The organism is Plantactinospora sp. CA-294935, assembly GCF_050936445.1.
Classification (GTDB): Bacteria; Actinomycetota; Actinomycetes; order Mycobacteriales; family Micromonosporaceae; genus Plantactinospora.
Genome location: NZ_JBNJMU010000001.1, coordinates 6,440,070 through 6,454,836, shown reverse-complemented (window position 1 = coordinate 6,454,836; position 14,767 = coordinate 6,440,070). Strand labels below are relative to the sequence as shown.

Below are 14,767 nucleotides of genomic sequence, written 5' to 3'. Positions count from 1 at the left end.
AGCCCCGGGTGTCCACTCCCGGTCGTCGTGTCCGGCCCCACCCGTCCGGTGCGTCGACGTCTCCTCGACGCCCCCGGGCCGCGCGTCGCCGCAGACCGGCTCGCCGCTCGGAGATGCCAACCGGGCTCGACGGTGCCGGTACCGTCGAGCCCGGATGGGAGCGAGCCGGATCCGCCGTACCGCCCGGCGTTCTGCTGTCGGGTTCAGTGCTGCGAGATGGCGTCGACCAGGTCACCGACGGGACGGTCCGGCAGGGCTCGCGCGACGTCGGCCACGGCCACCACTCCGACGAGGTCGTGCCCGTCGATCACCGGGAGCCGGCGTACCTGGTGGCTGCCCATCGTCCGCAGGATCTCCTCGGCGTCGTCGTCGGCCCCGATGGTCACCGGCTTGCCCTGGGCGAGTTCTCCCGCCGTCACACTGCGCGGATCCCGCCCCTGGGCGAGTACCTTCACCACGATGTCGCGGTCGGTGAGCATGCCCTTGAGCCGGTTGTCGCTGCCGCAGATCGGCATCGAACCCACGCCGAGCTCCGACATCCGGCGGGCGGCGGTCAACATGTCCTCGCCTTCGCCGACACAGGTCGGGTTCGGCGTCATGATCTCCCGTGCGGTTGTCATACCCAATCACCTTCTCTACGGACGGCCTTGCGAGCCTTCTACCCAGAAGCCCGGGATTCGATGCCCGTCGCGGCATCGAGAGCAGGCGATTCTTCGTCGTCGTCAGCCCTTGCGGCCGGTGGTGGCGATGCCCTCGACGAAGTGTCGTTGGGCCAGGAAGAACAGGATGATCATCGGTACGGTGGCGATGACGCTGCCGGCGAGGACGATCTCCCACTGTTGTTCGCCGCCGTACCCGAACCGGTCCAGCAGGACCTTCAGCCCTCTGGGCAGGGTGTACAGCTCCTCGTCGCGGAGATAGATCAGCGGCTTGATCAGGTCGGTCCAGCTCGCCTTGAACTCGAAGACGAACGCGACCAGCAGAGCCGGCCGGATCAGCGGGAACGCCAGCCGCCAGAAGAGTTGGGGATAGCTGGCGCCGTCGACCCGGGCCGCCTCGAAGTACTCCCTCGGCAGGGAGAGCAGGAACTGCCGGATGAGGAAGATGTAGAACGCCGACCCGAAGAGGTTGCCGGCCCAGAGCGGCACCTGGGTACCGGTGAGGCGCAGTTCCGACCAGATCAGGTAGGTCGGGATCATGGTGACCGCGAACGGGAGCATCATGGTGGCGAGGACCAGGCCGAACAGGAGGTTCCGGCCCGGGAACCGGAAGTAGGCGAAGCCGAACGCGATCCAGGCACTGGAGACGGTGACCGCCGCCGCCGCGGCGACCCCGACCAGCAGGCTGTTGAACAGCCAGCTCACCAGCGGTATCGCCGACCAGGCCGCGGAATAGTTCTCCGGGCGCCACGGCAGCGGCAGGAAGCTGGCGGAGAAGACGTACTCGCGGGGGCGCAGCGAGGCACTGACGAGCCAGCCGAACGGAAACATGAACAGCGTCGCCACGGCGACCAGCGCGAGTACGAACGGCAGCCGCCGCCACCACGGCCGATCCGCCGGCCGGCGCCGGGGCGGCCCGGCCGGGTCCGGTGACAGCGGTGGCGGAACGGCCGGCGGTACCACCGGAGCGTCGCCGGCCCGGAACACGGTCTCGCTCACCGGTCCCACCCCTCGTAGTAGACGAACCGCCGGGAGAGCCGTACCTGCACGGCCGTGATGGCGAGGATCACCAGGAACAGCAGCCAGGCCATTGCCGAGGCGTAGCCCATGTGCAGGAACTGGAACGCCTCCTGGAAGAGCCGGATCACGTAGAACGTGGCGGCGTCGGAGTTGAACGTCTTCTGCGTCTCCCGGTTGCCGAAGTACATCGTGTAGACCTCGGTGAACATCTGGATCGAGGCGATCGTGTTGACGACCAGCGTGAAGAAGAGCGCCCCCGAGATCATCGGCACGGTCACGTTCCGGAAGCGCGCCCACGCTCCGGCGCCGTCGATGCTCGCCGCCTCGTACAGGTCGCGTGGCACGTTCTGTAGTGCGGCGAGGTAGATCACCACGGTCGAGCCGAGGCTCCAGAGGCTCATCAGAACGATTCCCGGCATCACCCAGTCCGGGTCGGTGGTCCAGGCCGGGCCGTCGACACCGATGGCCGCCAGGCCCCGGTTGACGAGGCCGTCCTGGGTGTTGAGCAGCAGCAGGAAGAGCACCCCGATCGCCACCGCCGGGGTCATCACCGGGAGATAGAAGACCGTCCGGAAGAAGCCCTGGAGCCGGCCGACCCGCAGCAGCAGCATCGCCAGGCCGAGCGACACCGCCATCGTCAGCGGCACGTGCAGCACCGTGTAGTACAGCGTGTTGGTGAGGCTGCGTCGCACCATCGGGTCCTCGGCGATCCGCCGGTAGTTGTCCAGACCCGTCCAGGTCGGCGCGCTGACCACGTCGTACTCGGTCAGGCTGAGCCAGAGGCTGGCCAGCATCGGGCCGGCCTGGAAGACCAGGAGGCCGAGCAGCCAGGGCGCGATGAAGACGTACGCCCAGCGCGTCTCGTGCCGGGCCAGCGGGTTCGTCCGGCGGCGCCGCCGGGGTACGCCGGTCCCGCCGGACCGGTCGGCGGCCGCGACATCGACGGTGCTGATCGCCATCGTCGGGCTACTTCGCGGCCCGGTCCAGCGCGGCGGTCGCCTCGGACTGCGCCCGGCGCAGCGCCCCCGCCGGGTCACTCTGGCCGGACAGGACCCGGTTGACCGCGTCCATCCACGCCTTGTCGAACTCCGCACCGGCCCGGGACGCCGGAATGGCGAAGGCGTGCTCCTGCACCGAGAGGATGGTCTGGACGGCGTTGTCGAACCGGGGGTTGCCGCTGGGGCGGTACACCTCCGACATGATCCGGCGGTCCGCCTCCGCGTTACCGGTGTAGAGGCCGGTGAACGGCGCTCCGCTGGCCTGCCGGGCCCCGACCCGCGCCTTCGCCGCCGCCACCCAGGTGTCGGTCGCGGTCATCTGCTTGGCGAACTCGCAGGCGGCCTCGGGGTTCTTCGCGCCCTTGGGGATCGCCCAGGCCTGGCCGCTGACCAGGCTGAGCGGGTTGCCCTGCCGGTCGACGAACGGCTTGACCACCAGTTGTGCGTCCGGGGTGTTCTTGGCCACCTGGTTGAGGAACCAGTCCTCCATCGGCCAGACGCCGAGCTGGTGCCGGGCCAACGGGCTGTCGGGGCCGAAGAAGTCGAAGGTGTCCCGGAAGCCCTTGAACCTGTCCCAGCCGGTCTGCCGCTGGAGCAGCCCGAGCGCGGTCTGAAGGGCTTCGAGCACCAGCGGGTCGTCGAGTCGGGCGGTCCGCCCGTCGGCGGACAACAGGTCGGCCCCGTTGGCCTTGGCCCACATCGGCAGGAACTCGGGAATCTTCGGGTCGATGCCGATCCGGGTAAGGCGGCCGTCCGAGACCCGGGCCAGCCGGTCGGCCAGGGCCGGAAGGTCGGCCCAGTTCGCCAGGTCGACCTGGTCGGGAGTCAGCCCGGCCTGCCGGAGTACGGCCTCGTCCAGGTAGACGACGCGGACGCTGTAGAACTCGGGGATGCCGTACAGGACGCCGTCCAGGGTCACCTGCTCGCGCGCCGCCGGCCGGTACTGGTCGAGGTCGACGTCGTGCTTCTCGACGCACCCGGTGAGCGGCGTGATCGCGCCCCGGGTGGCGTACGTGCCGATCAGCTTCCGGTCCAGATAGACGAGATCGGGCGGATTCCCGTCGGCGACGGCCGAGAGGAACTGCTGCTCGTCGAAACCGCCCTCGGTGACCTCCACCGTGATCTCCGGGTGGGCTTGCTTGAACGCGTCGACCCGGCTGGTGGCGATCTCGTCGGAGAAGCTGAACCCGAGAGTGGTGAGCCGGCCGGATCCGCCTGTGCCGCCGTCGTCGCCGGTGCCGCCGACCCCGCCACAACCGGCGACGCCGAGGACCAGCGCCAACAGTGCCGCCGAGCCTGACTTCCTCCGCATGGTGTGCCCCCTCCCCGCGTCTCCGGCCGACCCGGGCAACGCAGCGGGTGACTACTTCCACCCGGCCGTCCGGTTGAAACGCTCGGTCCGTCGTTGCGGCGTGATCTGCGCCATCTGCCGTCGGTGGAGCGGACCGGCCCCGACGTCCGGTGACTTTCCGCGATGTGCTGGCAGCGTCGAGTCAGTCGGGACCTGCGGCGTCACCGGCGTCCCGGGAAGGCGCGGCGCCACGCCGATTGACGCAGCACACACCCGGGTAGCAGTTCTGGCATCAGTATGCCGACGGGAGGCGGAACCAGTGAAGGCGTTGACCTGGCAGGGCAAGCGCGACGTGCGGGTGACGGAGGTGCCGGATCCCCGGGTCGAGGAGCCGACCGACGCGGTCATCCGGGTCACCTCGACCGCCATCTGCGGCTCCGACCTGCATCTCTACGAGGTACTCGGCGCCTATCTGAAACCGGGCGACATCCTGGGACACGAGACGATGGGCGTCGTCGAGGAGGTGGGGCCGGCGGTGGACCGGCTCCGTCCGGGAGATCGGGTGGTGGTGCCGTTCAACATCTCCTGCGGTTCGTGCTGGATGTGCGAGCGCCAGCTCTACGCCCAGTGTGAGACGACCCAGGTCCGGTCCGAGGGCAAGGGCGCGGCCCTGTTCGGCTACACCTCCCTCTACGGCTCGGTACCCGGCGGCCAGGCCGAGTACCTGCGGGTCCCCTACGCGCAGTTCGGGCCGGTCAAGGTGCCGGCAACGGGAGCGGACGAGCGGTACCTCTATCTCTCCGACATCCTGCCGACCGCCTGGCAGGCGGTGCGGTACGCCGACGTACCGCCGGGCGGCACGCTCGCCGTCTTCGGGCTGGGTCCGGTCGGACAACTCTGCGCCCGCGTCGGCCGCCATCTCGGCGCCGCCCGGGTCATCGGTCTCGATCTCGTGCCCGAACGGCTGGCGATGGCCCGGCGGCACGGCGTGGAGACCGTCGACGTCACCGAACTGGACGACGTGCCGGGCACCCTCATCGACCTGGTCGACGGCCGTGGCCCCGACGCCGTGATCGACGCGGTCGGGATGGAGTCGCACGGCTCACCCTGGGGCAAGCTCGCCCAGACCACGGTGGGACTGCTGCCGGACGGGGTGGCCCGAGCCATGAACGACCGGTTCGGGGTGGACCGGCTCAGCGTCCTGCACGCCGCGGTCAAGTCGGTACGCCGTGGCGGTACCGTCTCCCTCTCCGGCGTCTACGGCGGTGAACTCGACCCGATGCCGTTGCTGGAGATGTTCGACCGCGGCGTCCAGGTGCGGATGGGCCAGGCACACGTACGCCGCTGGACCGACGAGATCATGCCGCTGCTGGAGAGGGACGACGATCCGCTCGGCGTCGAGGATCTCCGTACCCACCGACTGCCGCTGCGGCGTGCGGCCGAAGGCTACGAGATGTTCCAGAAGAAGACGGACGGCTGCATCAAGGTGGTGCTGGCGCCGTAACGGGCGGCGGTGCCACCCGCGCGACGCCGGGTGCCGGGTCTGGTCTGGTTTAGCCCCGGGCCGGCGGGGCATGAAGGGCAACCTCACCGCGGACCGCGCGGCCGGCCAGCCGGCCGCCGTTCCTCCCGGCCCGGCAGGGAGCACTCCTCCGCCGAGGAGGCACTCCTTCGACTCCACAAGGAGCACCCGAGATGACCGACACCTCCGGCCGGCCGCTCGCGCTGGTCACCGGCGCCTCCAGCGGCATCGGCTACGAGTTGGCGAAGGAGTTCGCCCGGCACGGCTTCGACCTGGTCGTCGTCGCGGAGGACGACGGCATCGGCCCGGCCGCCCGGGACGTCGAGGCGCTGGGCGTCACCGTCGAGCCCGTCCAGGCCGACCTGGCCACACCCGCAGGGGTGCAGCGGGCGTACGACCGGGTCACCGCGACGGGCCGCCCGCTCGACGCCCTGGTGATCAACGCCGGTATCGGCCTCAGCGGCAGGTTCGCCGAGACGGACCTCGCCGACGAACTGCGGCTGATCGACCTCAACGTGCGGTCGTCGGTGCATCTGGCCAAGCTCGGGATACCGCCGATGGTCGCGCGGGGCGCCGGACGCGTCATGTTCACCTCGTCGATCGCCGCCACCCAGCCGGGACCGTTCGAGGCCGGATACGCGGCGTCCAAGGCGTTCCTCCTGTCGTTCTCGGAGGCGCTGCACAACGAACTCAAGGATTCCGGTGTCACGGTGACCGCGCTGATGCCGGGCCCCACCGACACCGAGTTCTTCGCGCGGGCCGACATGGGCGACACCAGGCTCGGCGCCGGCCCGAAGGACGACCCGGCCGAGGTGGCCCGGCACGGATTCGAGGCCATGATGGCCGGCAGGGACCACGTCGTCGCCGGTTCGGTGCGCAACCGGATGTTGGCCGGCGCGGCCAAGCTGACCCCCGAGCGGGTCAAGGCCGAGCTGCACGGCAGGCAGGCCAGGCCCGGCTCCGCCGCCGGCTGAGCCGCCCGACGACCCGGCCCACCCGGCAGCGCCCCGGCCGGGCGCCGCCGCCCCGCACGCCCGGCCGTCACCGGTCGGGTGCGCGCGGTCCAGCCACCGATCGCGACGCCACCGACTGGCGGTTTCGTCCGCCGGCGACGGGGTAGCGGAGACAGTTGTACCTGCCGGGCCGTTTCGGCGTCCCTCGACGAGGGGTCGGGCCCGACCTGGTCGAGCAGGCCGTGGAGGTTGAGGTGACCGACCGCATCGCGGATCCTTGGGGCGTCCGGACACCGTACGGGCCGCAGCAGGCCGGCGGGATCGGGCAGGCGTCGGGGGAACCGGCCTGGCCGGTACGGGTCGACATGTTCCTCGAACCAGGAGTATCCGCGGAGGATGTCGAGCGGTGGGTCCGGTCGGCGTCGGTGCTGCACTCCAACGGTGACGCGATGGAGATCGCGGTACGCGGGGGCCGGATCGTCGGAGTGCGGGGCCGGGCGACGGATCGGGTCAACCACGGCCGGCTGGATCCGAAGGACCTCTACGGCTGGCAGGCGAACAACCACCCCGACCGGCTCCGGCGGCCGTTGGTCCGGGACGGCGACGACCTGGTGGAGACCGACTGGGAGACCGCGATGGGCCGGATCGTGGCCCGCTCCCGGGAGTTGCTCGCCAGCCCGGGCGGATGGGGTCACTTCGGCTTCTACACCAGCGGTCAGCTCTTCCTCGAGGACTACTACACGTTGGGCGTGATCGGCAAGGCGGGGATCGGCACCCCGCACATGGACGGCAACACGCGACTGTGCACCGCCACTGCCGCCTCGGCGTTGAAGGCCAGTTTCGGCACCGACGGGCAACCCGGTTCGTACCGCGACGTGGACCACTGCGACGCGCTGGCGCTGTGGGGGCACAACGTCGCGGAGACCCAGGCGGTGCTCTGGACCCGGATGCTCGACCGCCGCCGCGGTCCCAATCCGCCGGCCATGCTGGCGGTGGACCCCCGGACCACCCCGGTGGCCCGCGAGGCCGACCTGCATCTGGCGATCCGTCCCGGCACCAATCTGGCGCTGCTCAACGGCCTGCTTCGCGAGGTGATCCGCAACGGCTGGTACGACCCGGACTACGTCGCCGCGCACACCCTCGGCTTCGACGCGTCCGGGACCGGGACCTGTTCGAGGTCGTCCGGTCCTGCGCCGCCGAGACCGGCGTCCAGCTCGGCTGGCTGCGTACCCGGATGAAGCAGGCGGCCCCCCAGGCACTCGTCGTCGCCGAATAGCCGACGGCGACGGTTTCGTCGCCCCACCCGGCCGGGAGGGTGGAATCGGACGATTCGGCTCGCACGGTACGGGGTAGGAGGACACCGGTCAGCCGATAAGATCGAGTTCAGGAGCAGACCTGTGGGAACCGTCCGTGCCCTCGTTTTGTGCTGCACCCTCAAGCCCTCCCCCGCGCCGTCCAGCGCCGAACTGCTGGGCCGGGAGGTGCTCACCGCACTGGCCGACCACGACGTGGACGGCGAACTGATCCGGGTGGTGGACCACAGGGTGAAGTTCGGTGTATCCACCGACGAAGGCGGCGGCGACGAGTGGCCGGCCATCCGCACCAAGCTGATGGACGCGCAGATCCTGGTGGTGGCGACCCCCATCTGGCTGGGACAGCCGTCGAGCGTCTGCAAGATGGTGCTGGAACGTCTCGACGCCGAACTGTCCGAGACCGACGACCAGGGCCGGCTGCGGACGTACGGCAAGGTCGGCGCGGTGGCCGTCGTCGGCAACGAGGACGGTGCGCACCACGTCACCGCCGAGGTACTCCAGGCGCTCAACGACGTCGGGTTCAGCGTCGCCGCCGCCGCATCCACCTACTGGGTCGGCGAGGCCATGGGCGGCACCGACTACCGGGACGCCGGACCGAAGCCGGACACCACCGGCAGCGCGACCAGCGCCCTCGCCCGCAACGCCGCGCACCTGGCGCATCTGCTGGCGGCACAGCCCTACCCGGCGAGCTGATCTGAACGGTCAGAGCCGGCCGTCTACCCGATCGGCCTCGACAGCCTTCCGTGGGTGGCAACGGCCCATAACGACCGCTATGGGCCACCCTGCAAACTATCGCCCCCCGCTGCCCGAGGCGGGAGGACCCGACTCGCGACAGCCGCACCGGTCACGACCTCCCGCGGTCCGGCACGTGTCGGTATAACCGCCGGTCAGCGGGGTATCCGGCGGTCGACACCGCGGGCGAAGCTGGGGGCGGAGATGACACAGGACAGGATTGCTGACCCGTCTGGTGACGGTCACCGGTCGAAGACCCAGGTTGCCCGGCAGGGCGCCACGGAGACTGGACAGCGGTTGGCACAGACCGGAGGCGGCCTGGCACACAACGCCGCCGACCGGGGCCGGGACGTCGCAGCCGAGGCGGGCCGCCAGGCCAAGGATCTGATGGGGCAGGCGTCGGGCCAGCTCAAGGAACAGGCGGGCGCGCAGCAGCAGCGGGCCGCCTCCGGCCTGCGGGCCCTCGGCGACGAACTGCGGGCCATGTCCGAGCGCAGCGACCGCCCAGGGGTCGGCACGGACCTGGTCCGCCACGCGGCCGAACGCGTCCAGCAGGCCGCTCAGTGGCTCGACCAGCGCGAACCCGGGATGGTACTCAACGACGTGCGCGACTACGCCCGCCGCAATCCCGGACTCTTCCTCGCCGGGGCAGCCGTCGCCGGGGTGCTCGCGGGCCGACTGACCCGGACCCGGGACGCGTTGCAGGGCGGTCCGTCCGGTCCCCATCCTGACGGGAGGGGGACGGAGCCGGATGTCCGGCCCGACGGGATGCTCGGGCAGCCGTCCGGGATGGGTGGCCAGCCGCACGGCAACCCGCTCCCGGAGGCGGGGGCCGGACAGCGTGGCGGGTCCGGTGACGGACGGACCAGCGAGGTACGGCGATGAGCGTCTCGGCGGGTGGGCTCGGCGCGGACCGGGAGCAGGACCCCAGCCGCGCCTCGATCGGCGAACTGCTCGGTGCCGTCACCCGCGACACGTCGACCCTGGTCCGCCAGGAGATCCAGTTGGCGAAACTGGAGCTACGGCAGGAGATGCGTACCGCCGGCCGGGTCGCCGGGATGTTCGGCGGCGCCGCGATCGGCGCGTTGATGGTGCTGCTCTTCCTGTCGTACGCCCTGTGGTGGGGGTTGTCGAACGTGATGGACCAGGGCTGGGGGGCACTGGTCGTCGCGGGAGTCTGGGCCGTGGTCGCCGCGATTCTCGTCGGGGTGGCCAGGCGTCAGGCGCGCAGCCTCCGGCCGCTGCCGCAGACGTCCGAGTCGATCCGGCGGATGCCTTCCGCCATGCGTGACCGGACACAGCATCGATCGGGGGGACAAGGATGAGTACGGACCCAGGCTCGATCCGGGCCGACGCCGACCGTACCCAGGATCGCCTGGGTGAGAACCTGAACGCGCTCGGCGACCGGATGAACCCGCGCAACATGGCGCAGCACCAGGCGGGCCGGGCCCGGAACGCCTGGCGGCGGGCGCGGGAGACGGTGATGGGTAGCGCCGAGAACGCCCGCCAGAACATCGCCGGCCAGGCACAAGGCGGTGCCCAGCAGGCGCGCGGCGGCATGCAGCGGGCTCGTGAGGCGTCACAGGCCGGGCTCTCCTCGGCCGGCCATCGGGCTCAGGCGCTGGGACAGCAGACCCGGCAGATGCCGGAAGGGCATCCGCTGGCCGCCGGCCTGGTCGCGTTCGGGCTCGGTGTGCTCGCCTCCGCGCTACTGCCGGCCAGTCCGGCGGAGCGGCGGGTGGTCGGCCGGCTCCGGGACGAGGTCGCCGAGCATTCCGACCAGCTCAAGCAGCAGGCCAGCGGCATGGCCCGGCAGACACAGCAGAATCTGCGGGAACCGGCCCAGCACGCCGTCGAGTCGGTCCGTTCCCGGACCGGTCAGCACGCGGGCGAGATGCGCGAGCACGCCCGCTCGTCGGCGGAGGAGCTGCGGGGGCAGACCCAGGAGACGATGGGCGAGGTACGCCGACGCTGATCGGGCCGGCGAGCGCTCCGGGCGGCCCGTCGAGCGGGCACCAGGACGGGGTTGCTCGCCCGGGTGGGATTCCTCCGCTGGCGTCGCATGGCTGGGGTGCCGGGATCAGTCGCCGAGCAGGCCGAGGACGGCCTGCTCGGCGGCTTGGCCGGACGTTCCCTCCAGCGGCCCGAGCCGGCCGTCCCGGTAGAGGTCGAGAAGGCGGGGGTCGACGTACGAGGCCCGGGCCACCGCCGGGGTGTTGCCGAGTAGCTCGGCCACCTCCCGCATCACCCCGGCCACGACCCGTCGCCGCTTCGCCTCCGAGTTCCGGGGCCCGGCCGCGGCCAGGCGGGTGGCCGCGAGCACGGTCGCGTGCCAGGTGCGGAAGTCCTTCGCCGTCATGTCGGTGCCGCTCGCCTCACGGAGGTAGTCGTTGACGTCCTCGGCACGTACGTCCCACCAGCGCCGCCGCGCCCAGTAGCCGAACAGACGGTCCCGACCCCGACGACGGCGCCGCAGGTCCCGCAGTACCCGACAGAGGTCCGGATCGGTCACCCGCCGGCTCTGCTCCACTCCGCCCTTGGCCGGGAACTCCAACACCACACAGCCGGCGGCCCCCCGGGCATGCTCCGGGCGCAGCGTCGCGACACCGAACGTCGGCGCCTCCCCGGCCGCGTACTGGTCGCCGCCGATCCGGAACATCCCGAGGTCCAACAGGCGGGCGATGACGGCCAGTACCCGCGACCGGGTCAGGCCGCGCTCGCGCAGATCGTTCTCGACCTGCTTCCGCAACTGGCCGAGGTGTCCGGCCACCTCCAGGACGTGCGCGAACTTCTCGCGATCGCGCCGCTGTCGCCACACCGGGTGGTAGAGGTACTGCTTGCGCCCGGCCTCGTCGATGCCGGTGGCCTGGATGTGGCCCCGGGGATCGGGCGAGATCCACACCTCCCGCCAGGCCGGCGGGATGGCGAGATCACGCAGCCGGCGCAGCCGTGCCGAGTCGGTGATCGGCCGCCCTGCGGAGTCGAGAAACGTCACTCCACGTCCCCGTCGTCGGCGGCGGTAACCGGGGGCGCTGGGGTCAGAGCGACGCAACCGCATGTCTCACCGTCGCTGTCATGCCCGCCCTTCTACCCCCGGACCCGCTCGGGCACTCCAAGGTCCGTCGGGACCGCTCACCCGTACGGTGACATATATCTATCAGCATGGATCGCCGTTTTCCCGTATCGCCTGCTGGATAGCTTCCATTTCCGCCGGGCGGCTGACACCCGACGCCGATCACCCGGGCGCGCCGCCCGGCCGACCTCCGCGCCCGCCCCGGCCGCGACACGCCGTGACCAGGTTTTCCGCGACCCCGTGCAGGGAAGCAAGGCCCGGGCAGGAGGGCTTCCCTGACCCAGGAAAGGGCACCTCCGGGGGGAAAGGAGGTCCCGGCATGGGACAACAGACCGTCACACCAGGGCGGACCACAGCGCGGCGCCAGGCGGGCCCGCAGCCCGCCACCCGGGCCCGGCACTGGCTGCGCGACCACGGGTTGGCCGTGACGATGTTCGGCGCGTTCCTGATCTTCCTCGCGCTGCAGAGCCTCTTCGGCTGGCAGACCCACAACGACGAACTGGTCCAGGCCGGCGTGCGTCCCGAGGGCTATCTCGACTACCTCGGCACGGGGCACTTCGCCGAAGCCGTGTTCGAGAACTGGGAGTCGGAATTCCTCCAGATGGGCGCGTACGTGCTGCTCACGGTCTATCTGGTGCAACGCGGGTCGGCGGAGTCCAAGCCCGAGCCGGACCAGGACCGGCCAGGCGACAACCCGGTCAAGGCGAAGTCGAACTCCCCCTGGCCGGTACGTGCCGGTGGCCTGCTACTGGCGCTGTACCGCAACAGCCTGTCCATCGCGCTCTTCCTGCTCTTCGGCGCCTCCTTCGTCCTGCACCTGGTCAGCGGCACCGCCGAGTACAACGAACAGCAGGCGCTGGAAACCGGAGCACCGCCGATCACCGCGTGGCAGTTCCTCGGCAGCAGCGAGTTCTGGTTCCAGTCGATGCAGAACTGGCAGAGCGAATTCCTCGCCGTCGGCACACTGATCGTGCTCAGTGTCTTCCTGCGCCAGCACGGGTCACCGGAGTCGAAGCCGGTCAACACCCCGCACCGCGAAACCGGGGCGTGACAGCTCGGCAGGAACGACCGTCGGGATCGCCGGGGTCGAAGCACGAACGACCGGCGCCGCCCGGATACGGTGGTGTCCATGAGCGCGGACGGGATCGTGCTGGGTGTGGACTTCGGCACCTCCAACACGGCCGCGACACTGCTCTGGCCCGACGGCCGGGTCCGGCCGGTGCTCTTCGACGGCTCTCCCCTGCTGCCCTCGGCGGTCTGCGCCGACGGCGGCACCCTGCTGGTCGGTCGGGACGCGTTGCAGGCCGCCCGCGCCAACCCGGCCGGCGCCGAGCCCTACCCGAAACAGCGGATCGACGACGGCAGCGTGCTGCTCTCCGACGTGGAGTACCCGGTGGTGGACCTGATCGCCGCCGTGCTCGGCCGCGTCGTCGACGAGGCGAGGCGGATCGTCGGCGGTCCACCCGGCCGGATGGTGCTCGCGCATCCCGCCGGCTGGGGCAACCGGCGCCGGGAGATCCTCCGCAGCGCGGCGGTCGCGGCCGGCGTACCCTCGGTCGACCTCGTCGTGGAGCCGGTGGCCGCGGCCGCCTACTTCGTCGGCGTGGCCGGCAGCCGCCTGCCCGCCGGGTCGGTCGCGCTGGTCTACGACCTCGGGGCCGGCACCTTCGACGCCTCGGTCGTCCGGCGCACCGCCGAGGGCTTCGACGTGCTCGGCACCGAAGGCCTGGTCGGCGCCGGCGGACTCGACCTCGACGCCGCGATCGTCGCCTACCTGACCGCGGTGTTCGGCAGCCGCGACCCCGGCACGTGGCGCCGCCTCACCCACCCCGGGTCAGAGCCCGACCTGCGGTCGCGGCGGCAGCTCTGGGACGACGTGCGGACCGCCAAGGAGTCACTGTCCCGACGGACGTCGGCCCGCATCACGCTGCCGCTGGTCGACGAGGACGTCCCGCTGGGCCGTGAACAGCTCGACGCACTGGCCCGGCCGCTGCTCGAACGTACGATCACCGCCTCACGGGCCGCGCTCGGCGGGGCCGGCGTCACGCCCGCCGACCTGGCCGGCGTCTACCTGGTCGGCGGCGCCAGCCGCTATCCGCTGGTCGCCACCCTGCTGCACCAGTCCTTCGGCCTGACACCCACCGCGATCGAACAACCCGAGCTCGCGGTCGCCGAAGGCGCGATCCGGCCCACCGGGCAGCTCGCCGACCTGCCGGCCGGCGAGCCACCGACACCGGTCAGGACCCGATATCGCCGGCTCCCCCGGATGTCGCGCCGGGCGACCACCCTCGCCGCCGGGGTCGCGGTCGTACTGGTGTCGGCCGCGATGGCGCTCGTGTTCAATCCGGTCGGCGAACCGAACCGTGCCGGCGGGGGCGACCGGCTGCTGGCCGGTGCCGGAGCGGTGACCGCCGGGGCGGTGCCCTCGGCGCCGACCGCCGCGCCGACGCCGGTCCCGACACCGTCGAAGAGCGTCGCGCCCGGCGTCGACCCCTGCGTGGTCGGCCGCTGGCGGATGACCCGCTGGGACGAGCGCAACGTCGGGCTCTTCGGTACCGACGTCGACCTGAAGCTGCTGACCCCGGGTCGGGGTGAGGTCAACTACGGCCCGACCGGCACCGGGTGGACCGACCACCGCAGGGGCGTCACCACCGGCGGCACCGCGCGCGGGCGCAGCTACCGGGTGACCCACACCGGGACGATCCGGTTCAGCTACCTGACGATCGGCGACAAGCTCACCCACACGGACGGCCGCCCGCGCGGCACGACGGTGTGGAAGATCAACGGTTCGCAACGCGACCGGAAGGCGATGGGCTGGGACGACTCGGGACCGCCGAGCACCTACGACTGCACCGCCGAGCTGCTGAGGGTCGCCGGGGAAAGCTCCACGATGGAGTACCGGCGGATCTCGGACCAGGCATTGCCGGTCCCGCGCTGACCCGGGTCAGGTCCCGCGGACGGCGCGCCGTCCGCCGCGCCACCTGGTGATGTACGGCAGCACGAACAGGTACAGACCGGTGAACATGAGCAGGACGAGCGGGAGCAGCGGCAGGTAGAACACCCAGGCGGCGGGTTCCTGCTGTGCCCCGACGGCGACGACGACAACGATGACGGAGAGCGTGAAGGCGACGGCGAGCCAGCGGTGGATCTGCCGAATCCACGTGTTCCAGGTCAACGGGACCTCCTCGGACGACGACGGGCAACCC

The 14,767-nt window shown here is 71.4% G+C and carries 15 protein-coding genes; 9 read left to right on the top strand and 6 right to left on the bottom strand.

Annotated features, from left to right (window positions below; translation table 11 throughout):
• Nucleotides 1-203: 203 nt before the first annotated feature.
• The 4 genes from ACQEVC_RS28395 to ACQEVC_RS28380 all read right to left on the bottom strand — a co-directional run bounded on the left by ACQEVC_RS28395 (nt 204) and on the right by ACQEVC_RS28380 (nt 3,989).
• On the bottom strand, nt 204-620 hold the full coding sequence (locus tag ACQEVC_RS28395; RefSeq protein WP_432883371.1) for a CBS domain-containing protein: 417 nt from the start codon (nt 618-620) through the stop codon (nt 204-206).
• Between the two features lie 102 nt (nt 621-722).
• Nucleotides 723-1,658, bottom strand: coding sequence for a carbohydrate ABC transporter permease (locus ACQEVC_RS28390; protein WP_432883368.1), 936 nt, complete (start codon nt 1,656-1,658; stop codon nt 723-725).
• The gene (locus tag ACQEVC_RS28385) at nt 1,655-2,638 is read right to left on the bottom strand and encodes a carbohydrate ABC transporter permease (RefSeq protein WP_432883366.1); all 984 of its coding nucleotides are present in this window, start codon (nt 2,636-2,638) and stop codon (nt 1,655-1,657) included. Before ACQEVC_RS28385 ends, ACQEVC_RS28390 begins: the two co-directional genes overlap by 4 nt.
• Nucleotides 2,639-2,645: 7 nt before the next feature.
• Nucleotides 2,646-3,989, bottom strand: coding sequence for an extracellular solute-binding protein (locus ACQEVC_RS28380; RefSeq protein ID WP_432883364.1), 1,344 nt, complete (start codon nt 3,987-3,989; stop codon nt 2,646-2,648).
• 298 nt (nt 3,990-4,287) lie between these two features.
• On the opposite strand from ACQEVC_RS28380, the gene ACQEVC_RS28375 reads away from it, so the two are divergent.
• The 7 genes from ACQEVC_RS28375 (at nt 4,288) to ACQEVC_RS28345 (ending at nt 10,463) form a co-directional block, all read left to right on the top strand.
• On the top strand, nt 4,288-5,472 hold the full coding sequence (locus ACQEVC_RS28375; protein ID WP_432883361.1) for a zinc-dependent alcohol dehydrogenase: 1,185 nt from the start codon (nt 4,288-4,290) through the stop codon (nt 5,470-5,472).
• Nucleotides 5,473-5,663: 191 nt separating this feature from the next.
• A complete protein-coding gene (locus tag ACQEVC_RS28370) occupies nt 5,664-6,464 on the top strand; it encodes an SDR family NAD(P)-dependent oxidoreductase (RefSeq protein ID WP_432883359.1) in 801 nt (266 codons plus the stop codon).
• A gap of 233 nt (nt 6,465-6,697) precedes the next feature.
• On the top strand, nt 6,698-7,681 hold the full coding sequence (locus tag ACQEVC_RS28365; RefSeq protein WP_432883357.1) for a molybdopterin-dependent oxidoreductase: 984 nt from the start codon (nt 6,698-6,700) through the stop codon (nt 7,679-7,681).
• Between the two features lie 159 nt (nt 7,682-7,840).
• Nucleotides 7,841-8,449: a flavodoxin family protein gene (locus ACQEVC_RS28360; protein WP_432883354.1), complete on the top strand. Its 609-nt coding sequence runs from the start codon at nt 7,841-7,843 to the stop codon at nt 8,447-8,449.
• 336 nt (nt 8,450-8,785) lie between these two features.
• Nucleotides 8,786-9,373 (top strand): hypothetical protein, encoded by a 588-nt coding sequence (locus ACQEVC_RS28355; protein WP_432883352.1) that lies wholly within the window; start codon nt 8,786-8,788, stop codon nt 9,371-9,373.
• Nucleotides 9,370-9,813 carry a phage holin family protein gene (locus tag ACQEVC_RS28350; RefSeq protein ID WP_432883350.1) on the top strand — a complete coding sequence of 148 codons (444 nt, stop codon included), beginning with the start codon at nt 9,370-9,372 and terminating at the stop codon, nt 9,811-9,813. The genes ACQEVC_RS28355 and ACQEVC_RS28350 overlap by 4 nt, the downstream gene beginning before the upstream one ends.
• Complete coding sequence (locus ACQEVC_RS28345; protein WP_432883347.1) at nt 9,810-10,463, top strand: DUF3618 domain-containing protein; 654 nt, start codon at nt 9,810-9,812, stop codon at nt 10,461-10,463. The genes ACQEVC_RS28350 and ACQEVC_RS28345 overlap by 4 nt, the downstream gene beginning before the upstream one ends.
• A gap of 105 nt (nt 10,464-10,568) precedes the next feature.
• Here the strand turns inward: ACQEVC_RS28345 and ACQEVC_RS28340 are convergent, their stop codons facing one another.
• Nucleotides 10,569-11,546, bottom strand: coding sequence for a DNA topoisomerase IB (locus ACQEVC_RS28340; protein WP_432883345.1), 978 nt, complete (start codon nt 11,544-11,546; stop codon nt 10,569-10,571).
• A 334-nt stretch (nt 11,547-11,880) separates the two neighbouring features.
• Between ACQEVC_RS28340 and ACQEVC_RS28335 the strand changes: the two genes are divergently transcribed.
• Entirely contained in the window at nt 11,881-12,612 is a 732-nt protein-coding gene (locus tag ACQEVC_RS28335; RefSeq protein WP_432883342.1) for a DUF6766 family protein, read from the top strand.
• 78 nt (nt 12,613-12,690) lie between these two features.
• On the top strand, nt 12,691-14,499 hold the full coding sequence (locus ACQEVC_RS28330) for an Hsp70 family protein (RefSeq protein WP_432883339.1): 1,809 nt from the start codon (nt 12,691-12,693) through the stop codon (nt 14,497-14,499).
• 6 nt (nt 14,500-14,505) lie between these two features.
• On the opposite strand, the gene ACQEVC_RS28325 is transcribed toward ACQEVC_RS28330, so the two are convergent.
• Nucleotides 14,506-14,736 (bottom strand): hypothetical protein, encoded by a 231-nt coding sequence (locus tag ACQEVC_RS28325; protein ID WP_432883337.1) that lies wholly within the window; start codon nt 14,734-14,736, stop codon nt 14,506-14,508.
• Nucleotides 14,737-14,767 lie beyond the last annotated feature (31 nt).